The following is a 25147-nucleotide window of genomic DNA, read 5'->3' on the forward strand; positions in this document are numbered from 1 at the left end:
CGGTATCGCGGAGTGAAACCGGACAGACGTTACCCACCGCGCGGTGGCCGCTCTACCCCTGATGCAGTGGTGCAGCCCACCGTTTGAAAGCCGCGACCATGTGTGCGCAGGTGGGGGCGTTATGTTCCGGGTCGGCTCGCGCCTGCGGCGAATCGGTGCAGTTGCGGGGCACAATCGAACGCATGGCTTTGCAGGCCCGCGACGCGCAGGAGCGCAAACGGCACGGCAGGCACTACACGCCACCGGAGCTCGCGCGGTTCCTGGCGCGCCGGGCGCTGCGCTACGCCCCTCGCACCGGGGCGCTGCGCGTGCTCGACCCGGCGTGCGGCGACGGTGAACTGTTGCTGGCGGTCCATCGGGAAATCACGGCCGGCGCACCGGATGTCGCGGTGCGCCTCACGGGCTTCGACCTCGACCGAAAGGCTGTCGACGAAACCGCCGGGCGGTTCGCCGACCTCGACATCGAAATAGACTGTCGTGCGGGCGATTTCCTGGCTGCCTCCGCCGATCTGGCCGACGGATCGTTCGACGTGATCATCAGCAATCCGCCCTACGTACGGACCCAGCAGCTGGGCGGCGCGACTGCCCAACTGCTGAGCAAGCAGTTCGGTCTCCGCGGGCGGATCGACCTCACCCACCCGTTCGTAGCCATCGCACCACGGCTGTTGGCCGACGGAGGCGTGCTCGGATTGCTGTGTGCCAACCGGTTTCTCACCACTCGGGCGGGGGCCAACCTGCGTCGCATCCTCACCAGCGAACTGTCGCCGGTGGAGCTGTACGACCTCGGTGACACCAAACTCTTCGCAGCCGCGGTGTTGCCCGCGATCACCGTCGCCCTGCGCGCCACCGGTCCACCCGGCTGTCGCTACGTCTCGGTGTACGAGGAACTGGGAGTCGAACCCGACTGCACTACTGCGCTTTTCGACGCGCTGGCGGGCGACGATGCTTGCCTGGTCGGTGCCGGTGGCCGAGTGTTCGCAGTGGAGGTCGGCGTGTTGGCGACGGGTGCGGCGATGACGGGCGAACCCGCGACGCTCCCGAAAGGCGGACGGCTACCGGACCCTCCAGTGATGAACCCGCCGACGCCGGTCAGCGCGGAACCGGCAGCGCGACAAGCCGACTCGCGAACAGTCAATGGTAGTCGTCACGGTGACACCGCCTGGCGCATGTCCCGCCCCTCGGTCGATCACTGGCTGGGCCGGATCGCCGATCGCACTTGGCGCTCGTTCGGCGAGGCCGCGCGCATTCGGGTGGGGATCAAGACCACCGCGGATCGAGTGTTCATCTCGGATCGGTGGGATCAGATGGATCCGATGCCCGAGCGGGAACTGTTGCGGGAGTTGATCACACATCACGATCTGCAGCCGTGGCGAGTCGCGATGGCGCGCGGCACGCGGGTGCTCTATCCCTACGATCTGCTCCAACCCCGGCGAACCCCGATCGACCTGGCCGAATACCCGTGCGCGGCAGCATATCTCCAGTCCCATGAGCAGATACTGGCTGGTCGGCGATACGTACTCGATGGTGGCCGCAAATGGTTCGAGATCTGGGTTCCGCAGCGCCCACACCTCTGGGGCGCACCGAAGTTGGTGTTCCCCGACATCAGTGAACGCCCGCGTTTCGCGCTCGACCGGTCGGGGGCGGTCGTCAACGGCGACTGCTACTGGATCTCGCTCACGGATCTGGGGGCGGGCAGATCCGCCACCGATCTGGCATATCTCCTGATGGGGGTGGCGAACTCGGCGCTGGGGCTGCGGTTCTACGACGCGGTGTGCGGCAATCGGCTGTACTCGGGTCGGCGCCGGTGGATCACCCAGTATGTCGCGCGATTGCCGCTGCCCGATCCGGCCGGTCCGGCAGCGGGCGAGATCGTGCGCCGGGTTCGCGCCCTGCTCGAAGAGGGTGTGTCAGTGGCGGATTCGGGCATCGACGAGGTGGTCGAGGCGGCGTTCGGCGTCTCAGTGGACGTCGCGGATGCCGACCATCGGTAGCAGCGTGCGCCGCGCGAACTCCCGCCCGGCTTCGGCGTCGTCGAGCGGGATGAGCCCGTCCGGGGTCAAAGCCAGCGACAGGGCGAGCCGCGCCATGATCTCGGCGACCAGATCGGGATCGAATTCCGGCACCGGCGCGCTGGCCTGCAGCTCGCGCAGCTTCTCGGCCAGATACGCGCGCCCGACCGCGAGGATCGGCCCGGCGTCGGTGGTGAGCCGGGGCAGGATGATCTCCGGCTCGGTGCTCAGCAACCGGCGTAGCAGTTCGTTGCCCGCGATGGTGGTGACGAAGGCGACGAAGATCTCGACCAGCTGCTCGCCGGGTTCGGTGACCGCGCGCACGCGCTCGTCGATATCGGTCACATAGCGCTGCGCTTCGCGCACGCCGACGGCTTCGACCAGGTCGTTCTTGGATTCGTAGCGCCGGTAGAGGGTGGCCGGGCTGATGCCGGCCCGCCGCGCGATCTCGCCCATACTCGTGCGTTTGATCCCGAAGTCCAGAAACGCCGACAGCGCGCTGTCGAGCAGTTTCTCCCCGTCGGTGACGGGCTTTTCGAGTATTCGCGCGAGGATCGACGAGACGGTAGGCATTACCCCATTATCCCTGTGGGGGCAGATCCAACGCGGCCATCTCCTGCTCGATCGCATTGGCCGCGAAATGTACTCCGCGAGAACGGAGTTCGTGAACGCGGGATTGGAGTGCCTCGATCCCGCCGGGCTGCGCCGCGATATCGGCCACGCTGAGCCGTCCTGCCGCTCGGCGCACACCGGAATGCACGTATGCCACCGTGATACCTCCTGCCTCGCGTATCCGGTGCCGATCGTCACTCTCGTGATCGTCACGCAGTACGCAGGACAAATGCTATCAGGGTTCCCTACTGGTCACTTGCTCAGTGTGATGGGTCACAATACTTCGGCATCGCGGTGGTTGGTCAGATTGTGCAGGTACACCGCGGCGTTGAGCTTGATCCCGTCCTGCTGGGCGGGGGTGAGTTCGCGGCGCACCTTGCCTGGCACGCCGGCCACGAGCGAGCCGGGCGGAATCTGCGCACCCTCGGGAATCAGGGCATTTGCCGCGATCAGGCTGCCCGCGCCGATCACGGCGCCGTTGAGCACCGTGGCGCCCATGCCGACCAGTACGTCGTCACCGATGGTGCAGCCGTGCAGAATCGCGTTGTGGCCCACCGAGACTCCGGTGCCGACGGTCAGCGCGAAACCGGGGTCGGCGTGCAGCACGCAGCCGTCCTGGATATTGGTGCGCGCGCCAATGCTGATCTGTTCGAGGTCACCCCGCAGCACCGCCGAGTACCAGATGCCGACCTCGGCGCCCAGGCTCACCCGGCCGATCACAGTCGCGTTCGGCGCGATCCAGGCCGTGTCGTCGATCTCGGGCGTGAAGCCGCTCACCTTGATGATCATGAACCGATTATCGCGCTGCCCCGCGAACCTGTGCGCGGTGGGCCGCCGGGAAGGTCCCCAGCGTGCGGTGGAAGTGATGGACGAACCGTGGGCAATGCAGTGATCGTCGCCGTGCGCGCGCAGGGGGCGGGGTCGTTTCCGGAGTAGGTGTGCGTGTCGCCTGACTCGGTCGCGACACGCGATCGAGGCCGCGGCCGTGCTCCGGTGCAGGTCCTAGGCTTGGCGGATGACGCGAACGGGCGTAATCGTCGGGGTGCCGACGGAGGTCAAGCCGCAGGAATTCCGGGTGGCGCTCATTCCGGCGGGCGCCGCCGAACTCGTCGCCCACGGGCACGAGGTGCTCGTGCAGGCGGGTGCCGGTGCCGGGTCGGGTTTCGCCGACGACCAGTACCGGGCCGCGGGCGCGCGGATCGCGGCGGACGCCGATCAGGTCTGGGCCGAGGCCCACCTGGTGGTGAAGGTGAAGGAGCCGATCGCGCAGGAATATTCGCTGATGCGCCGCGATCAGGTGCTGTTCACCTTCTTGCATCTGGCGGCGTCGAAAGAGTGCACCGACGCGATCCTGTCGTCGGGGATCGTCGCCATCGCCTATGAGACGGTCCGCGGGCCTGACGGGTCGCTGCCGCTGCTCGCGCCGATGAGCGAGGTGGCAGGGAAGCTGAGCGCCCAGGTCGGGGCCTATCACCTCATGGCACCGATGGGTGGCGGCGGCGTACTGCTCGGGGGAGTGCCCGGAGTCCGGCCGGCCGACGTGGTGGTGCTGGGCGGCGGCGTCGCGGGCACGAACGCGGCGAGTGTCGCGGTCGGGATGGGCGCCAGGGTGAGCGTGCTCGATACGAATCCGGCGCGGTTGCGTGAGCTCGACGCACGCTTCGGCGGCCGGGTCGGCACGCTCGCCTCGCACGCACTCGAGATCGACAAGGCCGTGGTCGCCGCCGATCTGGTGATCGGGTCGGTACTGGTACCAGGTGCGCGAGCGCCGAAGCTGGTGTCCGACGAGCTGGTCTCACGCATGCGGCCCGGGTCGGTGCTGGTCGATATCGCCGTCGACCAGGGCGGTTGTTTCGCTTCCACCCGGCCGACCACGCACGCGAATCCGACCTTCCCCGTGACGGATTCGCTGTTCTATTGCGTGGCGAACATGCCCGGCGCGGTGCCGCACACCTCGACGGTGGCACTCACCAACGCGACGCTGCCGTTCGCGCTGGCGATCGCCGACAAGGGTTGGCGCGGCGCGTGCGCCGCCGACCCCGGCCTGGCCGCGGGGCTCACGGCGGTCGACGGCAACCTGCTGTCCGCCGAAGTCGCCGCCGCGCACGGGTATTCGCTCGGCGCCTGACTACTTGCCGCCACCCAGGTACCAGTCCGGGTCGCCCTCGATGGGCAGATCGCGGAGCTTGTCGGGGTTGCGCACGACATTGATCGCCACCACGCGACCGGCGTCGATGACGAACGAGAAGACGCCGGCGTTCTTGCCGTCGAAGACGATCAAGCCGGGCATGCCGTTGACCAGCACCGCGCGGCCCCAGCCGTCCGCGGCGGTGTACCAGCCGAGCAGCATCTTGGCGATGAGCTCCGCGCCGCGCACCGGCTGGCGGATGGCGGGCACCTTGCCGCCGCCGTCGGCCGTGAGGACCACGTTCTCGTCGAGCACGCCGAGCAGCGAACTCAGATCACCGGAGCGCCAGGCCAGCGCGAACGCCGAGACGACCTTCTCCTGTTCGACGGGCGAAGCGGGAAAACGTGGGGTGCCGTTCTCGACGTGCTTGCGGGCGCGCGAGGCGAGCTGGCGGACCGCGGCGGGCGTGCGCCCGACCACCTCGGCGACCTCGGGGCCGGTCATCCCGAACACGTCCTGCAGCACGAACGCGGTGCGTTCGGCGGGCGAGAGGGACTCGAGCACCACCAGTAGCGCCGTGGTGACGCGTTCGTCCTGGGAGATGCGGTCGGCCGGATCGTCCCAGGAAGTGACCTCCGGTTCCGGCAGCCACTCGCCGACGTACTGTTCGCGGCGGGCGCGGGCGGAGCCGAGCTGATCAAGGGCGAGGCGGCCGATGACGGTGGTGAGCCAGGCGCGCAGGTTGTCGATCTCGTCCGCCTTGCCCGCGTCGAACTGGCGTTGCAGGCGCAGCCACGCGTCCTGCACCACGTCCTCGGCGTCGCTGATGCTGCCGAGCGTGCTGTAGGCGAGTCGCCGCAGGTAGGGGCGGTGTTCCTCGAAGCGCCGGGCCAGCTCGGCCTGGTCGAGAGGCTGCGGTGAGGTCATGGTGTGCGCCCGTTCGGTTGATCTTGCTCGGTCCCGGCGAGTCTAGAAGTGCCGTCACAGTGATGACGAACCAGCGGTCGTGGGTGTGACATTCGCGCCGCCCGCTACCCTCGGCCGGTGCGGAAAGCGACATCGACGGCGGTCGGGCTGGTGCTGGGGTTCGTGCTCGATCGGGTTTTCGCCGATCCACGGCGTTGGCATCCCGTGGCCGGATTCGGCACGGCGGCAGCGGCATTGGAGAAGACGACCTATGCCGACAATCGCCGGGCCGGGGTGGTGCACGAGGTTGTCGCGGTCGGGTCGGTGGTCGGTATCGGCGCGCTCGTCACTCGCGGTCGGGGGTCCGGCGGTGTACTGGTGACCGCGTTGGCGACGTGGACCGCGCTGGGTGGTCGTAGCCTCGTGCGCGCCGGGCACGCCATGGCGGACCGGCTCGAAGCCGGGGATCTCGCCGGCGCTCGTGAACTGCTGCCGTCGCTGTGTGGGCGGGATCCGTCGGTCCTCGACGCCGAGGGGCTGGCGCGGGCCGCTCTCGAATCCATCGCCGAGAACACCTCGGATGCGACTGTCGCTCCGCTGCTGTGGGGTGCGGTCGCGGGCGTACCGGGGGTGCTGGGTTATCGGGCGGTCAACACACTCGACGCGATGATCGGGTACCGGAACGAGCGGTACGAGCGGTTCGGGTGGGCCGCGGCCCGGGTCGACGATGTCGCCAATCTGGTTCCGGCTCGGCTCACCGGCCTGCTCACCGCTGGGCTCGCGCCGCTGGTCGGTGGGAATGCGTCGGGTGCGCTGGGGGCGTGGCGACGTGATGCCGCCAAGCACCCGAGTCCCAATGCGGGAGTGGTCGAGGCGTCCATGGCCGGTGCGCTCGGGATCCGGTTGGGTGGGCGCACTCAGTATCGACACGGCACTGAACTTCGCCCCACTCTCGGTGACGGTCCGACGCCGACGCCAGTGGACTTGCGACGCGCGGTGCGCATGTCGGCGGGTGTGCAGGTCGGTGCGCTTGCGGTCGCCGTCGTGGTCACGACGCTGCGGCGCAGGGGCCAGGCAGCGCCTGCCTAGCGGCCGTAGCGGTCGGCCAGGCGAGCTTCGGTGGTGGTCTTCGGGGGGAGTTCCGGGCCGGTGGTCGAGGTGGGGCCGGACTCCGCAGAGCTCGACGATCCGGCGCGGTCGCGGCGGCGGGCTCGCAGTTCGGCGACCACGAAATAGCCGAGGCCGAGCGGGGCCATGAGGCCGAAGGCCAGCCATTGCAGGCCGTAGGAGAGGTAGGGGCCCGCGTCCAGTTGGGGGAGGGGGGTCGGGGTGAAGGCGCCGGGTTGGCCTTCGGCCAGTTGGAGGTAGCCGCCCTTGTCGGTGCCGGTGGGGATGGGGGTGAGGGGGGTGTCGAGGACGGTCGATTCCTGGGTGGTGTCGACCGTGTACACCTGGCGGTAGCCGTCCTGGGTGCTGGGGAGTTTGTCGGGGACGACGCCCTCGGAGGCCCGGACGCGGGCTTCGATGCGGTGTGGGCCCGCGGGTGGGTCGGCTATCGCGGGTGGGCGGGTGCCGTCCACGGCGGCGACCAGTCCTCGGTCGACCAGCAGGGTGCGGCCGTCGTCGAGACGGAAAGCGGCCAGGACCGCGTAGCCGGGGGCGCCGTCCAGGTGGCGTAGACGAACCAGGACCGTCGACTCGGGGACGAAGGCGCCGGTCGCGGTGACCTTGCGCCATTCGGTGTGGGAGCCGGCGTTGTCGAGCACGTCGGTGACTGCCACGGGGTCGGCGCGGACCGAGTCGGCGATCAACTGGTTGCGGTGTTCGGTGCTGTCGTTCTTGCCCAGCTGCCAGGGTGCCAGGACGGTGAAGCACAGGTAGGCGAAGGCGGCGACGATCACGGCGAGGATCAGCCAGCTCGGGCGCAGCAGGAAGGTGAGTTTGCGCATCAGAGTTGCACGTCGGCGCGGTCGCGGGCGTCGAGTTCGGCGTGGACCCAGTCGAGCAGGCCGGGGATGGCGGCCTCGATCTGGTCGCGGACCAGGTCGAAGTCGGACTGGTCGCCGTAGTAGGGGTCGGGTACGTCGCGGCCGTCGGCGGCGGGGTCGAAGCTGCGCAGCAGTCTGCGCTGGTCGGTGGGGACGCCGCGGTGCGCGAGCTCGCGGTCGTGCCCGGAGTCCAAGACGATGATCAGGTCGGCGTCACTGTGCTCGGGACCGAAGGTCGCCGCGGTGTGCTCGGTGGGGTAGCCGGCGCGGCGCAGGGTGGCCTCGGTGCGCGGGTCGGCCGCGTCGCCGACATGCCACGAACCGGTGCCCGCGCTGCTCACCCGCACGCGATTCGCCAGACCTGCTCGATAGAGGTGCGCCTCGAACATCTTCGCGGCCATCGGTGACCGGCAGATATTGCCTGTGCAAATGAACGAGACATGTAGTGGACCCACGGGAGCCATTGTCGCCCGTGGCGCCGATTCGCCGCCACGTAGGGTGTGCAGTTGTGCTCGAGGACTCTGTCGACCCCGCGATGTTGCGCCACCACGGCGACGTGGAGGCGCGCCCGGGCATGCTCGATTTCGCGGTGAACGTCCAGGGCCTCGCCCCGCCCACCTGGCTGCGCGAACGCCTCGCCGCCCGCCTGGCCGACCTCGGTCGCTACCCGAGCGCCGACGACGAACACGCGGCCCGCACGGCCGTCGCCGCCCGCCACGGCCGCTCGCCCGACGAGGTCCTGCTGCTGGCGGGCGCCGCCGAAGGCTTCGCGATGCTGCCCCGCCTGGCTTCCCGCCTCGCGGCCGTCATCCACCCGTCCTTCACCGAGCCGGAACTGGCATTGCGCGAGGCGGGCGTCCCGGTCACCCGGGTGATCCTCGAACGCCCGTACACCCTCGACCCCACGCTGGTCCCCGACGAAGCAGACCTCGTAGTCCTCGGTAACCCCACCAACCCCACCTCGATCCTGCACCCCGCCGAAACCATCCAGGCACTGCGCCGCCCCGGCCGGATCATCGTCGTCGACGAGGCGTTCGCGGACGCTGTCGTCGGCATCGCCACCGGATCCGCCGCCTCCGAAACGCCATCGACGATCAACGGGCTCGCCGGTTCCGGCGAGGACCTGGTCGATGCGCGTTCCGCGGGCCCGGTCGCCGGTGAACCGGAGTCGCTGGCAGGTCTTCCGGCTCCCGATGTCATCGTCTTGCGCAGCCTCACCAAGACCTGGGCACTGGCGGGCCTGCGCTGCGGCTACGCCCTCGGCGCCCCGGAGATCCTGGCTCGTCTGACGCACGGCCGACCGCACTGGCCGCTCGGCACCCTCCAACTCGAGGCGATCATCGCGACCGCTGAACCCTCGGCCGTCGCGGAGTCCCGGCGCTACGCCGACCGTATTGCCACCGACCGCACCGCCATGATCGACCGACTCACCGGACTCGGCCTCGACGTCCACACCCCGGCCACCGGCCCGTTCCTCCTGCTGCACGTCCCCGACGGCGCACTCCTGCGCAAGCGGCTCGCCGACCGTGCGATCGCGGTTCGCCGTGCCGACACTTTCCCCGGCCTTGGGCCGGACCACCTTCGCGTGGCGGTCCGTGGCATCGCCGAAGTCGACCGATTGATCGAGGCCATGCGTGCGGCACTGTGGTGATTCACCCGGAATTCATGCGTTGCGAGGTGATCGAATGACGAAGGTTCCCATGGAACGAAGGAGGCGGCGGTGACCGATTTGGCCGAACTGATCGGGGTACTCGACGCGGCGTACCCGCCGAGGCTGGCCGAATCGTGGGATTCGGTGGGGCTCGTCTGCGGTGACCCCGCGCAGGAAGTCACCAAAGTGATGTTCGCCGTCGATGCGACCACCGCTGTTGTCGACGAGGCAATCGGCTGGGGCGCACAGGCTTTGGTCGTGCACCATCCGCTGCTGCTGCGCGGGGTTGACACCGTTGCCGCACACACGCCGAAAGGCGCTCTGCTGCACCGGTTGATCCGATCCGGCTGCGCCCTTTTCTCCGCGCACACCAACGCGGACTCCGCCGACCCCGGCGTATCCGACGCGCTCGCGGCCGCGGTCGGCCTCACCGTCACCGGTCCGCTCGATCCCAAACCCCTTTCCTCCGTGGACAAGTGGGTCATCCAGGTACCGCAGACCCACACCGCTTCGTTGATGTCGGCGTTGTTCACCGCGGGCGCGGGCTCGATCGGCGACTACCGCGAAGCCGCCTGGTACACCGCGGGCACCGGCCAATTCCTGCCCGTGTCGGGCGCCAACCCGGCCATCGGTGCGATCGGCACCATCGAAACCGTCACCGAAGATGCCGTCGAGGTGGTCGCGCCCCCGACCTCCCGCCTCGCCGTCCTCGCCGCTCTGCGCGCCGCACACCCCTATGAGGAACCCGCCTACCACGTCACCGAACGCGCACCCCTGCCGTCTTCGCTGGGCATCGGCCGCATCGGCGAACTCGCACAGCCCGAAACCCTGCGCGAATTCACCGCCCGGGTCGGTGTCGGTCTCCCGCGCACGGTGTGGGGCGTGCGCGCCGCCGGCGACCCCGACCGGATGATCGAACGAGTCGCGGTCTGCGGTGGCGCGGGCGACTCCTACCTCGACAAGGCCATCCGCGCCGGCGTCGACGCCTACCTCACCTCCGACCTGCGCCACCACCCCGTCGACGAGCACCTGCGCCGTGGCGGCCCCGCGCTCATCGACGCCGCCCACTGGGCCACCGAGTTCCCCTGGTGCGGTCAGGCCGAACAGTTCGTCAACACCGCCCTGCCCGCCGTGGAAACCCGCGTCAGCGCCCTGCGCACCGACCCGTGGACGGTCAGCGGCTGACCCGGCCGTGCCCGTCTTCGGGTCTTGGCTAGATCACACCGCGCGGCGCGGTACGGTTGATCGATCCATCCATCCACTGTGTTCAGGAGTTCGTGCGCGTTGAATGTCGAACCGTCGGTCCAGACCAAGCTGTTGCAGCTCGCAGGAGTCGATGCCGAGTTGACGCGCATCGCCCACCGCCGTTCCGCGCTGCCCGAGCAGCTGGAAGTGACGCGGCTGGCGACCGAGCGCAACGGCTACAAGGACGCGGCCGTGGCGGTGGAGATCGGCATCGATGATCTGGACCGCGACATCCGCAAGCTCGAGGGCGAGGTCGAGGCCGTCCGCAAGCGTGAGGACCGCGACCGCGGCATGCTCACCGCGGGCACCGTCGCCGCCAAGCAGCTCTCCGAGATCCAGCACGAACTGGGCAGCCTGGAGCGCCGCCGCTCGGTACTCGAGGACGAACTGCTGACCGTGATGGAGCAGCGCGAGGCGATGCTCGCCGACCACGACCACGCGGGTGCGCGGCTGAGCAAGGCCGACCAGGATCTCGAAGACGCCGAACGTCTGCGCGACGAGGCGATGGCCGATCTCGAAGTGGCACAGCAGCGTTGCGAGAAGGACCGCTCCGAGCTGATCGGTCTGTTCCCGGCCGAGCTGATCGCCGTCTACGACAAGCAGCGCTCGGCACACGGTGTCGGCGCGGCGCTGCTGCAGGCCCGTCGGTGTGGCGCCTGCCGGATCGAGATCGACCGTGGCGAGATGCAGCGCATCGCCCAGGCCGCGCCCGACGCGGTCCTGCGCTGCCCGGAATGCAGCGCGATCATGGTGCGCACCAAGGAATCCGGTCTGTGATCGGAGCGGTACGCCGATGAACGAAGTGATCGTCGAAGCCGACGGTGGCTCGCGTGGCAATCCCGGCCCGGCCGGTTACGGTGCGGTGGTCTTCGCCGCCGATCACGTGCGGGTGCTCGCCGAACGCAAGGAGTTCATCGGCGTCACCACCAACAATGTGGCCGAATACCGCGGTCTCATCGCGGGTTTGGCGGCGTCGGCCGAGTTGGGCGCGCGGGTCGTCACGGTGCGGATGGATTCCAAACTGGTCGTCGAGCAGATGTCGGGACGCTGGAAGATCAAGCACGCCTCGATGATTCCGCTCGCCGAGCAGGCGCGGGCACTGGTCGCCGGATTCGACCGGGTGAGCTTCACCTGGATTCCGCGCGCCGAGAACTCGCACGCCGACCGGCTCGCGAACGAGGCGATGGACGACGGCGACCTCACCGCGACCGTGCGCGAGGCCGTCGCGGCCGGACATGTCGCCGGTGACGCGGTCGCGGTGCCGAAATCGGCTGACGCGACCAAGGTTTCGCCCGGCTGGACCGGCGCCGTCGGCAAGCCGACCCGCCTGTTGCTGCTGCGCCACGGCCAAACCGCGCTGTCGGTGGAGCGCCGCTACTCCGGCCGCGGCAACCCGCCGCTGACCGAGCTCGGTCGCGAGCAAGCCGACCGCGCCGCGAAAATGCTTGCCGCCAAAGGTGATATCTCCGCGGTCGTGAGTTCTCCGCTGCAGCGGGCCAGGTCCACCGCCGAAGCCGCCGCGACCGCCCTCGACGTGCCACTGCGCATCCTCGACGGCCTCACCGAGACCGACTTCGGTGACTGGGAGGGTCTCACCTTCGCCGAGGCCGCCGAGCGCGATCCGCTGCTGCACAGCGACTGGCTGGGCGACACGTCGATCCTGCCGCCCGGTGGCGAGAGTTTCGATCAGGTGCGCGAGCGCGTCGAAGGCGTGCGCCGCGATCTGGTCGCGCTGTACCCGGGTCAGAACGTGGTGGTGGTCAGCCACGTCACCCCCATCAAAACCCTGCTGCAGCTGGCGCTCGGTGTCGGCCCGTCGCTGCTGTACCGCCTGCACCTCGACCTCGCGTCGCTGTGCATCGCCGAGTTCTATCCCGACGGTGGCGCTTCGGTGCGCCTGGTCAACGACACCTCATACCTGTGAGCTAGCCGCTCGTCACCCGGGCACGGTACGGTCGCCCAGGCTGACGGTCGGCGTAACGACGACCGCGTACCGCCCGAAAGGTTTCTCGGGCGTGCGGACTGCCGCGGCCACACAGGAAAGGTACTTGATGAGGTTTCTACGGATGGCGGCGTTTGCGGCGGCCATCGCGGGGGTGCTCACCGCGTCCGCGGGTGCGGGTAGCGTGACGGCCGACCCGAGCGTGGTGCTCGGCGCCGCTTCGGGCATCGTCTTCGACAACAACTCCGGTTGTTCACTCACGGCCATCGGCCACGACAGCGCGGGCCGCCTCGTCGGTCTCACCGCGGGACACTGCGCGCCGACCGGTTCGCGCGTGGGCGCCGAACAGGCGCTCAACGCGGGCGTGATCGGCACCGTCGCGTACTCCGACGATGGCGACTACCTGGATTTCGCCGTGCTGCAACTGGATGCGTCGAAGGTGCTGCCGGTGCGCACCATCGGTCAGACCACCGTCGCGGGGATCGGCGCCTCGCCCGGCCCCGGCGCCACGGTGTGCTCGGACGGGCGCACCAGCGGTCGCAGCTGCGGCGTGGTGTGGGGTGAACTCGAGGGCACCTCGATCAACCAGTACTGCTCGCAGCCAGGCGATTCCGGCGGCCCCGTCGTCGTCGGCGACCGCCTGATCGGCATGAACCAGGGCCGCCTCACCGGCCTTGGCCCCGTCGACTTCGACGTCCCCTGCACCGGCGGCGCCAATCCGATTCACTCGCCCGCCTACTTCCAGCCGATCCAGGTCATCCTGGACGTGCTCAACCGCGCAGGCGGCGTAGGCGCGGGCTTCCAGCCCATCTGATCCACCCGCGAAACCACAAGGGGCGCAGCACCATACAGGTGCCGCGCCCCTTGTCGTATCGGTCAGGCGTGTAGCTTCCGCAGGGCCGCGGCGGTGGTGTCGTCGAGAGGATAGAAGAACTCGATGGCCAGTTCGGACAGTGTCACGTCGGCTGGTGCGCCGAAAGTGGCCATCGTCGAGAACATGGACAGTGTGCCGGTGGGTGTGGTGATGCGGATCGGCACCTGGAACGGTCCGGTGGATTCGGACGACGTCCGCGAATCCGGTGGCGCGGGATAGGAGTTCACCTCGTCGTAGAGGGCGCGCAGGCGATCGTCGCCGGTGGCTCCCACCTGGCGGCGCAACCGTTCGAGGAAGAGTTCCCTGACCTGGTGCAGGTTCTCCAGCCGCTGTGCGAGACCGTCCGGGTGCAGGACCAGCCGGTAGACATTCGGACGGGGGAGCAGCAGCTGCTCGGGAACGCCGGTCATCAGCACCGGCATGGCGGCATTGCCCGCGACCACGTCCCACCACCGGTCCACCACGACCGCCGGATACGGTTCGTGCGCGCGCAACATCGTCTCGATTGCCGCCCGAGCCGCCGAGAGTTCGGCGGCGTCGAGCCGCGACTCCTGATAGGCGGGCGCGAATCCGGCCGCGAGCAGCAAGGTATTGCGTTCTCGCAGTGGCACTTCGAGTGCCTCACACAGGCGAAGCACCATGGCCCGGCTCGGCTTGGATCGCCCGGTCTCCACATAGGAGAGATGCCGCGCCGAAGTATCCGCGGTCAGCGCCAGATCGAGCTGACTGAGCTTGCGTCGCTGCCGCCACTCGCGCATCAACGGGCCGACCCGGTCGCTCGTCGTCGTCACCGGGCCAGCGTATCGGCCCGCGCGCAGACACAGCCATGACCTCCGAGGTCATTGCCACGCTGACCCGCCCGCCGCACAGTGGGGTCATCCCAGAGTCAGGAGAAGACGATGACCTCGATCGCCGGCCCGCGACCCGGCCTGCTGCCCATGGTGTTACGCGTGGACGGCTGGAGCACAGGCCTTTTCGGCATTGCGATGGCCGCCACCGCCGGCATCGTCTTCCTCCTCACCGGCGCCGCCTTGGTCGCGACCTTCGCGGCCCTCGAGTACGTCGCTCTACGGCGGGCGGACCAGTGAGCGGTGCCCGCCCCACCGACGAGCAGCGTCCAGATCCGCACGGCCGCGGCGAATCCGGGCAGTTCAGGGGCGCAGGACCGACACCAGGAAATCGGTCTGGTCGCGCACTACCTGTTCGAAGACATCGTCGAAGTACACGTCGAAGTGGCCGACCGGATATTGCTTGACCACAGCGTGTTTGGTGCGTTCGGCGGCCTTGCGGGTGGGGCCCGCGGGGGCGATCGAATCGTTTTCGGCGATCGCGTAGAAGACGGGGACCTTCAAGGACTTCGCGCGGCGGCCGGGAGAGTCGAACAGGGTCGAGAAGGCGACGCGGGCACCGACTTTGGGGTCGTAGGTATCGCTCTCCTCGGCTAGTCGGCCGTAGCCCTCGGGCACATCGGTAGCGCTCATCAAGGCCGCGGAGCGTTTGCGCCCGGCCAGGCGGATGCGGATGGGTTTGCGCCGGATCGGGCCGAAGAGCAGGTCGGTGGCGGCGATGGTGGCGACCTTGGTCAGGCTGATCGGGCCCTTCGCCATCCCCGACGCCCACCCGCTGGTGAACGGCACCTGGGCCACCACGGCGGCGAGGTAGTCGTCGTCGGGCGCCACCGCGAGCACATGCCCACCGCCGAACGAGGTGCCCCACAAGGCGATCCGCGTGGCGTCGAAGCCCCGGATGCTGCGCGCGTAGGCGATTGCGGCCTTCCAGTCCTGCCGCTGACGAGCGATGTTCAGTACCTGGCGAGGGGAACCCTCACTGGCACCGAAATTTCGGTAGTCGAAGGCCAGCACCCCCATTCCCGCGGCGACGAACCGCCGCGCATACCGATCCAACCCCATCTCGCGGGTCGCCCCGAGCCCGTGTCCCATGATCACCAACGGACGCGGACGAGGCGCGCCGTCGGGCAGGTAGAGCCACGCGGCGCACTGCTGGTCACCCGAAGGGAAACTGACGTCGACACGTTCCATGAGTCAATACCGTAGCGAGTACTCTGTACCGGCGGGCGAGTCGGCCGGGCGACCGCGGTAACGGGAACGGGCACATTCAGTGTCGCTGCTCGGTGCCGAGGAAAGTCCGGACTCCACAGAGCAGGGCGGTTGTTAACGGCAACCCGGGGTGACCCGCGGGACAGTGCCACAGAAAACAAACCGCCGCACGCACGTGCGGTAAGGGTGAAACGGTGCGGTAAGAGCGCACCAGCGCCCCGGGTGACCGGGGCGGCTAGGTAAACCCCGCCCGGAGCAAGGTCGAAGGTCGCATCGGCAACGGTGCGGCTGCGCAGGTGTTCGAGGGCTGCTCGCCCGAGCCTGCGGGTGGACCGCTCGAGGCACCCGGCAACGGTGTGTCCAGATGGATGGTCGCCCCCCGATGCGAATCGGGGACAGGATCCGGCTTACAGGCCGGCTCGCCCGCCCACGAAACGCGAAGGCGGCGGCTCCCCGCGGGGAGCCGCCGCCTCGCTTCGCTGACAATCAGCACATCAGCTTGGACATCTGGTAGACGGCCGTGGCCTCTTCGGTGGTCGGGGTGGTGTCGCCGTTCTTGGCCGCCTTGATGATCGTGGCGACAGTGTCGGCCTCGGACTTGCCCGCCTTGATGTCGGAGCAGGAATGGTTCAGCACCGCGGCGATGGTGGCGTCGTCACGACCCTCCGACAACTTCGGGAAGGCGCTGCGGTAGCTCACCACGAACATGCCCGCCTTGCTGGCTTCGATCTGGAAGGCGGGTGCGGCGGTCGTGCTGGCGGCGGGGGAGCCCGCGGCGGAAGAGTCGTCGCTGCAGCCGGCCAGAAGCAGGGCGAAGACGGTGGCGCTGGCCGCGATGGCGGCGGTAGTTCTACTCACGGAGCGGGATGCTAGCCGCCCAGGAAACACGCCGCTTCCCGTGTGGTTAACGGGAAGCGACATGTTCAGGGTCGAAGCGGTGAGCTACAGCGGGTTGATCGCCAGCATATGCGCCCAGTAGCTGGCCGCGTCCGGTCCGAGGATCGGCGACAGGTAATCGAAAATAATCCACGACATGCGTTCGCAAACTCCCATTTGTCGACGTGAGTGCTGCGCGAGGCGGCAGTTGCCGAGTGCGCCGCCGCCACAGTAACAATTGCCCGGTATGTCGCCGTGCTCGTGTGTCGAGACGGTGAAAATGCGCTGGAACTCGCCGGGAACGTGAGCGAGGTCATAGAGTGATCGCCGTCGGCAGGGCTCGCCACTTCCTCGGGCCCAACACATTCGATCGCGGAAGCAGGTCACATTTACATGCGGGTAGTTCGTTCCATTGTCGCCGGTGCATTGATCGCCGGAGCCGCTGCGGTTTTCGCCTCGCTGGGTGCCGGTTCGGCGAGCGCGGTCGCGGTGACCCCGCTCTCCGGCGGGATTCAGGTCGACCTCAGCCACGCTGACACCACCTGGGTGCACCAGAACCGGTTCGGCCTGACCCTGGCAGGTCTGCCGCACCCGTCGGCGGCCTCGTTCGGTCAGGCGCTCGACGCGGCCGCGACCGTGTCCTCCGCCGTCCCCAACGGCCGGGTCACTTTCACCGTGTACGGCCCGATCGATCAGCTCAACGGCACCATGCTCGCTCTGCAGTAATACTCGCTAGTCTGCGAGTGTGGACTCAGAACACACGACGAGCACTTCACCGGATCGGGGTCGGACGGCCGGCCTTCAACTCCATCAGAGGATCGTCTCGGCGCCGGTAGACTTCGGCGCCATCCGTTCCGAATTCGGACTGGCCTCGGATTATCCGGCCGAGGCCGTCTCCGACGCCCGCGACGCGGTAGACGCGTTCGCGGGCACCCGGGTCGACCGGACCGACATCGAGTTCGTGACCATCGACCCGCCCAGCGCGCTGGATCTGGACCAGGCGCTGCATATCGAACGCACGCCCACCGGCTTCACCCTGCACTACGCGATCGCGGATCTGGGTGCGGTGATCGTGCCCGGCAGCGCGCTCGCGGCCGAGGCCGAAATACGCGGGCAGACCTTCTATCTGCCCGACGGCAATGTTCCGCTGCATCCGACGGTGCTGTCCGAAGGCACCGCGAGTCTGCTGCCCGGTGTCGACCGGCCTGCCGCGTTGTGGACCATCGAGCTCTCCGATGATGCTGTGCCGCTGACTTTCTCGGTGACGCGGGCGTTGGTTCGTTCCCGGGAGCGATTCGATTACGCGCAGGTGCAAGCCGCCGCCGATGCCGGAACCTTGCATCCGTCGCTGGTGGCATTGCCCGAATTCGGGCGGCTGCGCATCGAAGCGGGCTTGGCTCAGGGAGCGATCTCGCTGCGGTTGCCCGCGCAGGAAGTAGTTCCCGACGGCGAGGGCTGGCGGCTCGAGCTCGAGCCTCGGACCGACGCCGATGACTGGAACGAACAGGTTTCGCTGCTCACCGGCATGTGTGCGGCGCGAATCATGGTGGAGCACAACGGTATCGGCCTGCTGCGCACGATGCCGCCACCACCGCCGAGTGCGATCGAATCGATGCGGCGCACGGCCGCGGCGCTCGGGGTGCGCTGGCCTGCCGAGATGCCGGTGGGGCGGATGCTCGCCGGGCTCGACGCGAATTCGCCCGCGGCGCTGGTATTGATGTCGGAGGCCACCGGGTTGTTGCGTGGGGCCAGCTACACCTCGTTGGCCGAGCTCGATGAACCGTCGCCGGAGCAGTTGACGCACAGTGCGATCGGGGCGCCGTACGCGCATGTGACGGCGCCGCTGCGGCGGTTGGCCGATAGGTTCACGACCGAGATCTGCCTGGCTCACTGCGCCGGTGTCGAAGTGCCGCAGTGGGTAACGGACGGGGTGAAGGCAGCCGCGGAGACGATGCGGCGGACCGACGCTGTCGCCGGCAAAGTCGATCGCGCGTGCGTCGATCTGACCGAGGCCACGGTGCTCGCGCCGCGCGTCGGCACGGATTTCCCCGCCGTGGTTCTGCGTGCCGCCAACGGGTCCCGGCCTGCGGAGGTCTTCGTCAGCGCGCCGCCGATTCTGGCCCGGTGCGAAGGCGAGCCGCCGGAAGGCGAGACCGTCGCTGTGCGACTGGCGATCGCTGATCCGGCGACTCGCACGATCGGGTTCGAATACGACGGGGCGCGTTGACAGTCGGGCTCCGTCAGCCCGCTGCGGAGATGAAGGCGGCGGCAGCGGGGTAGTGGGCGATGGCCCGGCCCGCGGCTGCTTCCTCGGTGTCGGCCAGGAGTTCGTAGATGGTCGATGCGGGGGCGTGCGTGCCCGCGGCCACCACCAGGATCGCTTCGCGGGATTCGACGGCGTCCCGGTGGTCGCCGAGCACCGATTGCAGGCGTTTGGCCCGGGCGCCGAGATCGGCGGCGTCGGGGCCGAGGACCGTGCCCGCGGCTTCGCAGGAATAACGTAACCGCTTGGCGCCCTTGCGGATGTCGTGCAGGAGTTCCACCCGGTCGGCCGGGGTGGCGGTGGGTTCGGCGAACACCAACTTGCGCAGGCGCTTTCGATCGCGACGCAAGACTTTGTCGAAGACAACGGTGGCGTCGTCGCGGGCGAGTTCGGGAGCCAGCGGGGGATCGGTGCGCCAGGTTTTCAGGACTTTGCGCAGACTGCGGTAGCGCTTGCCGTCCAGCGCCGTCAGCACCACTGCGTGGGCATCGGTGTAGGCCTGGCGGGAGGCGCCGACCAGCGCTTCGGTGACCTCGGCCGGGACTGCGTCGTAGGTGGCGAGCAGGTCGGTGAAGCGCTCGCCGCGGACCTCGGCGTCTCTGGCCACGCCGAGCAGATCGGCCAGCCACTTCAGCTCCGCTCCGGTGGCGGCGGCCTCGTCGGCGTCGAAGAGCTTGCGATAGGAACGCAGGACACTGCGGAGCCTGCGCGTGGCCACACGCATCTGATGGACCGAATCGTAGGCGTCGGCGCGGACGTCCGGTTCGGCGGCGAAAAGCCGGTCGATGTCCTCGCGTAGTGCCGCGACGACAGCTTTTCCCGCCTTGTGCGCCATGATGTCAGCCTCGCTTCCCGAACGTATCGGTCGCCTCCACCAGGTGATGGGTGATGCCGGGCTCGTGCGCGGTATGCCCGGCGTCCTCGACGATGTGCAGGGTCGAGGACGGCCACGCAGTGTGCAGATCCCATGCGCTCGCCGCGGGGCACACGATGTCGTGGCGGCCCTGCACGATCACACCGGGGATGTCGGCGATCCGATCTATGTCTCGCAGCAACTGTCCCTCGTCGAGGAACCCGCCGTGGCGAAAATAGTGGTTTTCGATCCGGGCGAACGCGAGGGCGAAGCGTGCCTCGGCGGTTTCGGCGACCCGATCCGGTTGCGGGATCAGCGAACTCGTCGCACCTTCCCACGTCGACCAGGCGACGGCGGCATCGAGCGCGACCTGCGGATCGGGGGAGTGCAGCAGCCGGTGGTACACCTCGACGAGGTCGTCCGCGCGTTCCTCGACCGGCACCGGCGCCAGGAACTTCGCCCACTCGGCGGGGTACACATTGCCTGCGGCGCCGTTGTAGTACCAGTCGATTTCCTTGCGCCGCAACAAGAAGATGCCGCGCAGCACCAGCTCCGTCACCCGCTCCGGGTGGGCCTGGGCGTAAGCCAAGCCGAGGGTCGACCCCCACGAACCGCCGAACACCTGCCAGCGGTCGATCCCGAGTCGCTCGCGCAGCAGTTCCATGTCGGCGATCAGGTTCGGCGTGGTGTTGCCGTCGAGGCTCGCGCCATCGGCGATGTGCGGCATGGACTTTCCGCAGCCGCGCTGATCGAACAGCACGATCTTGTACACGGCCGGATCGAAGAAACGCCGCTGCAGCGGGCCGGTGCCACCGCCGGGGCCGCCGTGGACGAACACCACCGGCTTGCCGTCGGCGTTGCCGCTGACCTCCCAGTACACCGACTGGCCGTCACCCACGTCGAGAAGCCCCTGCTCGAGCGGTTCGATCTCGGGGTAGAGGGTACGCATCAGAACGCCAATCCCGCGGCGAGGGAGGGCAATTCGAGGGCGGTGAGCGCCTCGGTCCGCACCTCGGGGCAGCTCTCGGTGGTCACCCGGTCGATCATCGCCTTGTCGGCGAGCACGTGGCCGTTGATGCCGCCGTTGCGCAAGCCCCAGTCGTGCACCATGGCGTTGAGCGAGATTCTGCCGAGGGTCGGGCCCTGTACGCGGAAGTTGGACAGCTCGGGCTTGATCATGTCGCACAGCTGTGTGGCGGATGAGGGGCTGATGGTCAGAGTCCCGGCGGGCGTCGTTGTCGCCGCGGACGAGGTGGTGGTGCCCGCGCTGCCGGAGGGCGCCGGTTGTACACCCCCACACGCGGTCAGGGAAGCGACAGCGAGCGAGCCCGCCATCAACAGCACAGAACGGGAAATCCAACGGCGTCGCGGCATCGGTACCTCTGGTAGTCGAACAGTGTCGTTATCGAGTCTGCCATTGGTGCGTTGGGTGTGAGAGCGGGGAATTGGGGTTTGGGTAGTCCTGAAGGCGCTGGCTGTGTTTATTGGAGCGCTGGCGCGCTCGAGTCGCGGCCCCTAGGGGCCGCCGGTTAGGCGCCGTTGCTTGCTCCTTCGTCGCCTACGCAACGGCGCCTAACCGGCGACCCGGCCGCGACCGGCCACTTCGTGGCCGTCCCTCCCTAAGGGTCGGGAGGGCGGTGGTTGGGTTTTGTGGGGTGTGGAAGACGGGGACGGTTTGTTGTTCTGCGGTCAGAAGCTGTGTTCGGGGCCTGGGAAGGTGCCTTGGCGGACTTCGGCGGCGTATGTGGCCGCGGCGGTGCGGAGTTCGTCGCCGACGTTGCCGAAGCGCTTGACGAACTTGGCGGTCTTGCCGCTGGTGTAGCCGGCCATGTCCTGCCAGACCAGTACCTGGGCGTCGCAGTCGGCGCCGGCGCCGATGCCGACGGTGGGGATGGTGAGCTTGCGGGTGACCTGGCCCGCGATCTCGGCGGGGACCATTTCCATCACCACCGAGAACGCACCGGCTTCCTGCACGGCGATCGCGTCGGCGACCAGTTGCTCGGCGCCGTCGCCGCGGCCCTGCACGCGGAAGCCGCCCAGGGTGTTCACGCTCTGTGGGGTGAACCCGATGTGGGCCATCACCGGAATGCCGGCGGAGGTGATCAGCGCGATCTGCTCGGCGACCCGTTCGCCGCCCTCGAGCTTCACCGCGTGCGCGCCGCCCTCCTTCATGAAACGGATGGCGGTCGCCAGCGCCTGCTGCGGCGAGGACTCGTAGGTTCCGAACGGCAGGTCGGCGACGACCAGCGCGTGCGGTGCGCCGCGGACGACACCGCGCACGAGCGGGATGAGCTCGTCGATGGTGATCGGCACGGTGGTGTCGTAGCCGTACACGACATTGGCGGCGGAATCGCCGACCAGGAGAACGGGGATACCGGCTTCCTCGAACAGCCGGGCGGACGAGTAGTCGTAGGCCGTCAACATCGACCAGCGCTCACCGTCGACCTTCATCTGCTGTAGATGCTGGACGCGGGTCTTGCGGCGTGGTTTGGTCTCGGCGGGAGTGGCACCGTAGGCAGGACTCTGCTCATCGGATACGGACATCATCGTCCCTTTCGTCTGGTTCCTCGAGGCCCATACCGGGTCCCCGGGCTTTTCTGACAATCCCAGTGTGCCACCTGCGTACGCGCGGATTTAAGGCCCGGTGGCGGTGTGATCGGTCACATCGTCGATTCGGCTACCGTGATACGAGCCCATCCGGGCGCATTGTGTGCGCCGCAGGGCGCGGAAAGGTGGGCCCACTGTGCAGCGAGGCCGGCTCGTCGTGCTCCTCGGCGCTGTCTCTGCGTTGATCGTCACCGGATGCAGCACCGGCGAGGGCAGCGCACCCCGCGCTGAACTGCCCCCGTCCCCACCCGGCCTGAACGCCTTCTACGACCAGCAGATCAGCTGGGGCTCGTGTGCGGAGTACGGCAGCCCGGAGGACCGGTTGCCGCCCAATACCGAGTGCGCGCGCATCACCGTGCCGATCGATTACGCGCGCCCGGACGGCCCGACTGCCCAGATCGCGCTCTCGCGGATCCCGGCCACCGGCAAGAAGGTCGGCTCGCTGCTGATGAACCCGGGCGGGCCCGGCGTCTCCGGCCTGTCGATGGTCGGCGTCGGCAACCGCACCGAACTGGCCGAGAAGTTCGATCGGGTCGGCTTCGATCCGCGCGGTGTCGGCTCGTCGGTGCCCACAATCGTCTGCCTGACCCCACAGCAGGCCGACGCCGAACGCGCCGAGCCGCCCACCGACAACACCCCGGCCGGCATCGCCGACGCCGAGGCCGACAACCGCGAGTACGCCGACCGCTGCGCCCAGCGCTCGGGAGTCGACCTGCTCGGACACGTCGGCACGCGCGAGGTGATCCAGGACATGGATGTCATGCGGGCGGTCCTCGGTGACGCGAAACTGAGCTACCTCGGCTACTCCTACGGCACCCGCCTCGGCTCTGCCTACGCCGAGAAGTACCCCCAGAACGTCCGCGCGCTCGTGCTCGACGGTGCCGTCGACTCCTCCCAGGACCCAGTCCAGGAATCGCTGCGCCAAGCGGCGGGCTTCCAGGGCGTGTTCAACGCCTACGCCGACGACTGTTCCAAGAACGCCGATTGCCCCCTCGGCACCGATCCGGCCAAGGCGGTCGCCCGCTTCCGCGAGCTGGTCGGCCCGCTCGAGCAAACCCCGGCGCCGACCACCGACCCGCGCGGCCTCAGCTACAACGACGCCATCACCGGCGTCCAGCAGGCCCTCTACAGCGACGATCTGTGGCAGATCCTCACCCAGGGCCTCACCGAATTGCGCGCGGGCAACGGCGACACCCTGCTGCAACTGGCCGACATGTACGACGGCCGCCGCGCGGACGGCACCTATTCCAATACGCAGGACGCCTTCAACGCGATCCGCTGCATCGACGATCCCCGCGTCACCGATCCCGCGGTGACCGGTCGCCAGGACACCGAATACCGCAAGGCCGCCCCGTTCCTCGACGACGGCAAGGGCACCGGCGCGGCCCCGCTGGAACTGTGCGCCGCCTGGCCGGTGGCCAACACCAGCTCTCCGCACCGCATCTCGGCGCCCGGGCTGCCCAAGACGGTGGTGGTCTCGACGACCGACGACCCGGCCACGCCCTATCAGGCCGGTGTCGACCTGGCCGCCCAGCTCGGCGCCGACCTGATCACCTTCCGCGGCAACCGGCATACCGCCGCGCTCGTGGCGGGGGATCAGTGCCTCGACCGCGCGGTGATCGACTACCTCGTCGATCTCGCCACGCCCGCATCCGGTCTCACATGCTGAGAGTGACTTTTTCTCACCGCGCCCCGTCGTGGCCGGTGAGATGTGCGAACGATGTGACGAGATCGCAAACCCGTCCGCGTATGTAACACGGATTTAACGCCGGGTGCTTACGCTCGCCGGTATGGATCGCCAGAAGGAATTCGTGCTGCGGACGCTCGAAGAACGGGATATCCGCTTCGTCCGTCTCTGGTTCACCGATGTGCTGGGCTACCTCAAGTCCGTCGCGATCGCCCCCGCCGAGCTCGAAGGCGCCTTCGAGGAGGGCATCGGCTTCGACGGCTCGGCCATCGAAGGCTTCGCGCGCGTGTCCGAGGCGGACATGGTGGCGCGGCCCGATCCGTCGACTTTCCAGGTGCTGCCCTGGGCCAGTTCCAAGGGTCACCAGCACTCGGCGCGGATGTTCTGCGACATCGCCATGCCCGACGGTTCGCCGTCCTGGGCCGATCCGCGCCACGTGCTGCGCCGCCAGCTGAACAAGGCCGCCGACGCGGGCTTCAGCTGCTACGTGCACCCCGAGATCGAGTTCTTCCTGCTGAAGAGCCAGCTCAAGGACGGCTACGAGCCGACCCCGGCCGACAACGGCGGCTTCTTCGACCAGGCCGTGCACGACGCCGCGCCGAACTTTCGCCGCCACGCCATCGACTCGCTCGAGTCGATGGGCATCTCGGTCGAGTTCAGCCACCACGAGGGCGCTCCCGGCCAGCAGGAGATCGACCTGCGCTACGCCGACGCGCTGTCGATGGCCGACAACGTGATGACCTTCCGCTACCTGATCAAAGAGGTCGCGATCGACGAAGGCGTGCGCGCGACGTTCATGCCGAAGCCGTTCTCGCAGTACCCCGGCTCGGCCATGCACACGCATATGAGCCTGTTCGAGGGCGAGAACAACGCCTTCGCCGATCCCGACGACCCGAACAACCTCTCGGGCACCGCGCGTTCGTTCATCGCGGGCATCCTCGAGCACGCCCCCGAGATCAGCGCGATCACCAACCAGTGGGTCAACTCCTACAAGCGCCTGATCCACGGCGGCGAAGCCCCGACCGCGGCCTCCTGGGGCCGGTCCAACCGGTCGGCGCTGGTGCGGGTGCCGATGTACACGCCGAACAAGTCGTCCTCGCGTCGCGTCGAGATCCGCAGCCCAGACTCGGCCTGCAACCCGTACCTGACCTTCGCGGTGCTGTTGGCCGCCGGTCTGCGCGGCATCGAGAAGGGCTACGACCTGCCCCCCGAGGCCGAGGACGACGTCTGGTCGCTGACCGATGCCGAGCGTCGCGCCATGGGCTTCCGCACCCTGCCCGGCACCCTCGACGAGGCCCTGCAGGCGATGGAGCGCTCGGAGCTGGTCGCCGAAACCCTCGGCGAACACGTCTTCGACTTCTTCCTGCGTAACAAGCGCCGCGAGTGGGCCGACTACCGCAGCCAGGTCACCCCCTGGGAGCTCAAGGAGTACCTGAGCTTGTGACGTGA

General features: G+C 68.6%; 26 protein-coding genes and 1 other RNA gene. 14 read left to right on the forward strand and 13 right to left on the reverse strand.

Annotated elements, in window-relative coordinates:
* Positions 1 to 182: 182 nt before the first annotated feature.
* Entirely contained in the window at positions 183 to 1991 is a 1809-nt protein-coding gene (locus ACWZHB_RS03660; protein ID WP_427906518.1) for an Eco57I restriction-modification methylase domain-containing protein, read from the forward strand.
* On the opposite strand, the gene ACWZHB_RS03665 is transcribed toward ACWZHB_RS03660, so the two are convergent.
* From ACWZHB_RS03665 to ACWZHB_RS03675, 3 genes are all read right to left on the reverse strand, one after another.
* Positions 1959 to 2582: a TetR/AcrR family transcriptional regulator gene (locus tag ACWZHB_RS03665; protein WP_427906519.1), complete on the reverse strand. Its 624-nt coding sequence runs from the start codon at positions 2580 to 2582 to the stop codon at positions 1959 to 1961. The genes ACWZHB_RS03660 and ACWZHB_RS03665 overlap by 33 nt on opposite strands.
* Positions 2583 to 2589: 7 nt before the next feature.
* Positions 2590 to 2778 (reverse strand): hypothetical protein, encoded by a 189-nt coding sequence (locus ACWZHB_RS03670; protein WP_067456688.1) that lies wholly within the window; start codon positions 2776 to 2778, stop codon positions 2590 to 2592.
* A gap of 116 nt (positions 2779 to 2894) precedes the next feature.
* Positions 2895 to 3410, reverse strand: coding sequence for a gamma carbonic anhydrase family protein (locus ACWZHB_RS03675; RefSeq protein ID WP_427906520.1), 516 nt, complete (start codon positions 3408 to 3410; stop codon positions 2895 to 2897).
* Between the two features lie 226 nt (positions 3411 to 3636).
* Here ACWZHB_RS03675 and ald point away from each other — a divergent pair, with 226 nt between their 5' ends.
* Positions 3637 to 4749 (forward strand): alanine dehydrogenase, encoded by a 1113-nt coding sequence (ald, locus tag ACWZHB_RS03680; RefSeq protein WP_427906521.1) that lies wholly within the window; start codon positions 3637 to 3639, stop codon positions 4747 to 4749.
* Here the strand turns inward: ald and sigJ are convergent, their stop codons facing one another.
* The gene (gene sigJ / locus ACWZHB_RS03685; protein ID WP_427906522.1) at positions 4750 to 5676 is read right to left on the reverse strand and encodes an RNA polymerase sigma factor SigJ; all 927 of its coding nucleotides are present in this window, start codon (positions 5674 to 5676) and stop codon (positions 4750 to 4752) included. It lies immediately after the preceding gene.
* A 117-nt stretch (positions 5677 to 5793) separates the two neighbouring features.
* Here sigJ and ACWZHB_RS03690 point away from each other — a divergent pair, with 117 nt between their 5' ends.
* Positions 5794 to 6744 (forward strand): cobalamin biosynthesis protein, encoded by a 951-nt coding sequence (locus tag ACWZHB_RS03690; RefSeq protein ID WP_427906523.1) that lies wholly within the window; start codon positions 5794 to 5796, stop codon positions 6742 to 6744.
* Here the strand turns inward: ACWZHB_RS03690 and ACWZHB_RS03695 are convergent.
* Both ACWZHB_RS03695 and ACWZHB_RS03700 read right to left on the reverse strand, forming a co-directional pair.
* A complete protein-coding gene (locus tag ACWZHB_RS03695) occupies positions 6741 to 7604 on the reverse strand; it encodes an SURF1 family cytochrome oxidase biogenesis protein (protein WP_427906524.1) in 864 nt (287 codons plus the stop codon). The genes ACWZHB_RS03690 and ACWZHB_RS03695 overlap by 4 nt on opposite strands.
* Positions 7604 to 8107: a low molecular weight protein-tyrosine-phosphatase gene (locus tag ACWZHB_RS03700; protein WP_427906525.1), complete on the reverse strand. Its 504-nt coding sequence runs from the start codon at positions 8105 to 8107 to the stop codon at positions 7604 to 7606. The genes ACWZHB_RS03695 and ACWZHB_RS03700 overlap by 1 nt, the downstream gene beginning before the upstream one ends.
* A 44-nt stretch (positions 8108 to 8151) precedes the next feature.
* Between ACWZHB_RS03700 and cobC the strand changes: the two genes are divergently transcribed.
* The 5 genes from cobC (at position 8152) to ACWZHB_RS03725 (ending at position 13295) form a co-directional block, all read left to right on the forward strand.
* Complete coding sequence (gene cobC / locus ACWZHB_RS03705) at positions 8152 to 9294, forward strand: Rv2231c family pyridoxal phosphate-dependent protein CobC (protein ID WP_427906526.1); 1143 nt, start codon at positions 8152 to 8154, stop codon at positions 9292 to 9294.
* A 69-nt stretch (positions 9295 to 9363) separates the two neighbouring features.
* Positions 9364 to 10479, forward strand: coding sequence for a Nif3-like dinuclear metal center hexameric protein (locus ACWZHB_RS03710; RefSeq protein WP_427906527.1), 1116 nt, complete (start codon positions 9364 to 9366; stop codon positions 10477 to 10479).
* A 99-nt stretch (positions 10480 to 10578) separates the two neighbouring features.
* Positions 10579 to 11316: a zinc ribbon domain-containing protein gene (locus ACWZHB_RS03715; RefSeq protein ID WP_427906528.1), complete on the forward strand. Its 738-nt coding sequence runs from the start codon at positions 10579 to 10581 to the stop codon at positions 11314 to 11316.
* A gap of 16 nt (positions 11317 to 11332) precedes the next feature.
* Complete coding sequence (locus ACWZHB_RS03720; RefSeq protein WP_427906529.1) at positions 11333 to 12463, forward strand: bifunctional RNase H/acid phosphatase; 1131 nt, start codon at positions 11333 to 11335, stop codon at positions 12461 to 12463.
* A gap of 142 nt (positions 12464 to 12605) precedes the next feature.
* Positions 12606 to 13295 carry a S1 family peptidase gene (locus ACWZHB_RS03725; RefSeq protein ID WP_427906530.1) on the forward strand — a complete coding sequence of 230 codons (690 nt, stop codon included), beginning with the start codon at positions 12606 to 12608 and terminating at the stop codon, positions 13293 to 13295.
* A gap of 62 nt (positions 13296 to 13357) precedes the next feature.
* On the opposite strand, the gene ACWZHB_RS03730 is transcribed toward ACWZHB_RS03725, so the two are convergent.
* On the reverse strand, positions 13358 to 14113 hold the full coding sequence (locus ACWZHB_RS03730) for a helix-turn-helix domain-containing protein (RefSeq protein ID WP_427909069.1): 756 nt from the start codon (positions 14111 to 14113) through the stop codon (positions 13358 to 13360).
* Positions 14114 to 14254: 141 nt separating this feature from the next.
* On the opposite strand from ACWZHB_RS03730, the gene ACWZHB_RS03735 reads away from it, so the two are divergent.
* Positions 14255 to 14443 (forward strand): hypothetical protein, encoded by a 189-nt coding sequence (locus ACWZHB_RS03735; protein WP_427906531.1) that lies wholly within the window; start codon positions 14255 to 14257, stop codon positions 14441 to 14443.
* A gap of 63 nt (positions 14444 to 14506) precedes the next feature.
* Here ACWZHB_RS03735 and ACWZHB_RS03740 read toward each other — a convergent pair whose 3' ends face one another.
* Positions 14507 to 15394, reverse strand: a complete 888-nt coding sequence (locus ACWZHB_RS03740) for an alpha/beta hydrolase (RefSeq protein ID WP_427906532.1) — start codon at positions 15392 to 15394, stop codon at positions 14507 to 14509.
* Positions 15395 to 15430: 36 nt separating this feature from the next.
* Here ACWZHB_RS03740 and rnpB point away from each other — a divergent pair.
* An RNA gene (gene rnpB / locus ACWZHB_RS03745) (RNase P RNA component class A) lies at positions 15431 to 15838 on the forward strand.
* A gap of 60 nt (positions 15839 to 15898) precedes the next feature.
* Here rnpB and ACWZHB_RS03750 read toward each other — a convergent pair.
* Positions 15899 to 16270: a hypothetical protein gene (locus tag ACWZHB_RS03750; protein ID WP_427906533.1), complete on the reverse strand. Its 372-nt coding sequence runs from the start codon at positions 16268 to 16270 to the stop codon at positions 15899 to 15901.
* A gap of 411 nt (positions 16271 to 16681) precedes the next feature.
* Between ACWZHB_RS03750 and ACWZHB_RS03755 the strand changes: the two genes are divergently transcribed.
* On the forward strand, positions 16682 to 17014 hold the full coding sequence (locus ACWZHB_RS03755; protein ID WP_427906534.1) for a hypothetical protein: 333 nt from the start codon (positions 16682 to 16684) through the stop codon (positions 17012 to 17014).
* A gap of 91 nt (positions 17015 to 17105) precedes the next feature.
* Positions 17106 to 18515: an RNB domain-containing ribonuclease gene (locus tag ACWZHB_RS03760; RefSeq protein ID WP_427909070.1), complete on the forward strand. Its 1410-nt coding sequence runs from the start codon at positions 17106 to 17108 to the stop codon at positions 18513 to 18515.
* A gap of 13 nt (positions 18516 to 18528) precedes the next feature.
* On the opposite strand, the gene ACWZHB_RS03765 is transcribed toward ACWZHB_RS03760, so the two are convergent.
* The 4 genes from ACWZHB_RS03765 to panB form a co-directional block, all read right to left on the reverse strand.
* On the reverse strand, positions 18529 to 19386 hold the full coding sequence (locus ACWZHB_RS03765; RefSeq protein WP_427906535.1) for a CHAD domain-containing protein: 858 nt from the start codon (positions 19384 to 19386) through the stop codon (positions 18529 to 18531).
* 4 nt (positions 19387 to 19390) lie between these two features.
* The gene (gene pip, locus ACWZHB_RS03770; protein ID WP_427906536.1) at positions 19391 to 20353 is read right to left on the reverse strand and encodes a prolyl aminopeptidase; all 963 of its coding nucleotides are present in this window, start codon (positions 20351 to 20353) and stop codon (positions 19391 to 19393) included.
* The gene (locus ACWZHB_RS03775) at positions 20353 to 20739 is read right to left on the reverse strand and encodes a hypothetical protein (RefSeq protein ID WP_427906537.1); all 387 of its coding nucleotides are present in this window, start codon (positions 20737 to 20739) and stop codon (positions 20353 to 20355) included. The genes pip and ACWZHB_RS03775 overlap by 1 nt, the downstream gene beginning before the upstream one ends.
* A gap of 354 nt (positions 20740 to 21093) precedes the next feature.
* A complete protein-coding gene (panB, locus tag ACWZHB_RS03780; protein WP_427906538.1) occupies positions 21094 to 21948 on the reverse strand; it encodes a 3-methyl-2-oxobutanoate hydroxymethyltransferase in 855 nt (284 codons plus the stop codon).
* A 199-nt stretch (positions 21949 to 22147) separates the two neighbouring features.
* On the opposite strand from panB, the gene ACWZHB_RS03785 reads away from it, so the two are divergent.
* A complete protein-coding gene (locus tag ACWZHB_RS03785; protein WP_427906539.1) occupies positions 22148 to 23680 on the forward strand; it encodes an alpha/beta hydrolase in 1533 nt (510 codons plus the stop codon).
* A 121-nt stretch (positions 23681 to 23801) separates the two neighbouring features.
* The gene (gene glnA / locus ACWZHB_RS03790; RefSeq protein WP_427906540.1) at positions 23802 to 25142 is read left to right on the forward strand and encodes a type I glutamate--ammonia ligase; all 1341 of its coding nucleotides are present in this window, start codon (positions 23802 to 23804) and stop codon (positions 25140 to 25142) included.
* The last annotated feature ends 5 nt before the right edge of the window (positions 25143 to 25147 follow it).

Source organism: Nocardia sp. FBN12, assembly GCF_054031145.1.

Bases quoted from the DNA above. Each gene is read 5' to 3' on its own strand.
- panB (WP_427906538.1), bottom strand. From the start codon at position 21,948: ATGTCCGTATCCGATGAGCAGAGTCCTGCCTACGGTGCCACTCCCGCC.
- ACWZHB_RS03730 (WP_427909069.1), bottom strand. From the start codon at position 14,113: ATGCGCGAGTGGCGGCAGCGACGCAAGCTCAGTCAGCTCGATCTGGCG.
- ACWZHB_RS03740 (WP_427906532.1), bottom strand. From the start codon at position 15,394: ATGGAACGTGTCGACGTCAGTTTCCCTTCGGGTGACCAGCAGTGCGCC.
- ACWZHB_RS03675 (WP_427906520.1), bottom strand. From the start codon at position 3,410: ATGATCATCAAGGTGAGCGGCTTCACGCCCGAGATCGACGACACGGCC.
- pip (WP_427906536.1), bottom strand. From the start codon at position 20,353: ATGCGTACCCTCTACCCCGAGATCGAACCGCTCGAGCAGGGGCTTCTC.
- ACWZHB_RS03660 (WP_427906518.1), top strand. From the start codon at position 183: ATGGCTTTGCAGGCCCGCGACGCGCAGGAGCGCAAACGGCACGGCAGG.
- ald (WP_427906521.1), top strand. From the start codon at position 3,637: ATGACGCGAACGGGCGTAATCGTCGGGGTGCCGACGGAGGTCAAGCCG.
- ACWZHB_RS03695 (WP_427906524.1), bottom strand. From the start codon at position 7,604: ATGCGCAAACTCACCTTCCTGCTGCGCCCGAGCTGGCTGATCCTCGCC.
- ACWZHB_RS03665 (WP_427906519.1), bottom strand. From the start codon at position 2,582: ATGCCTACCGTCTCGTCGATCCTCGCGCGAATACTCGAAAAGCCCGTC.
- ACWZHB_RS03725 (WP_427906530.1), top strand. From the start codon at position 12,606: ATGGCGGCGTTTGCGGCGGCCATCGCGGGGGTGCTCACCGCGTCCGCG.
- ACWZHB_RS03755 (WP_427906534.1), top strand. From the start codon at position 16,682: ATGCGGGTAGTTCGTTCCATTGTCGCCGGTGCATTGATCGCCGGAGCC.
- ACWZHB_RS03765 (WP_427906535.1), bottom strand. From the start codon at position 19,386: ATGGCGCACAAGGCGGGAAAAGCTGTCGTCGCGGCACTACGCGAGGAC.
- ACWZHB_RS03700 (WP_427906525.1), bottom strand. From the start codon at position 8,107: ATGGCTCCCGTGGGTCCACTACATGTCTCGTTCATTTGCACAGGCAAT.
- glnA (WP_427906540.1), top strand. From the start codon at position 23,802: ATGGATCGCCAGAAGGAATTCGTGCTGCGGACGCTCGAAGAACGGGAT.
- ACWZHB_RS03775 (WP_427906537.1), bottom strand. From the start codon at position 20,739: ATGGCGGGCTCGCTCGCTGTCGCTTCCCTGACCGCGTGTGGGGGTGTA.
- ACWZHB_RS03735 (WP_427906531.1), top strand. From the start codon at position 14,255: ATGACCTCGATCGCCGGCCCGCGACCCGGCCTGCTGCCCATGGTGTTA.
- ACWZHB_RS03720 (WP_427906529.1), top strand. From the start codon at position 11,333: ATGAACGAAGTGATCGTCGAAGCCGACGGTGGCTCGCGTGGCAATCCC.
- sigJ (WP_427906522.1), bottom strand. From the start codon at position 5,676: ATGACCTCACCGCAGCCTCTCGACCAGGCCGAGCTGGCCCGGCGCTTC.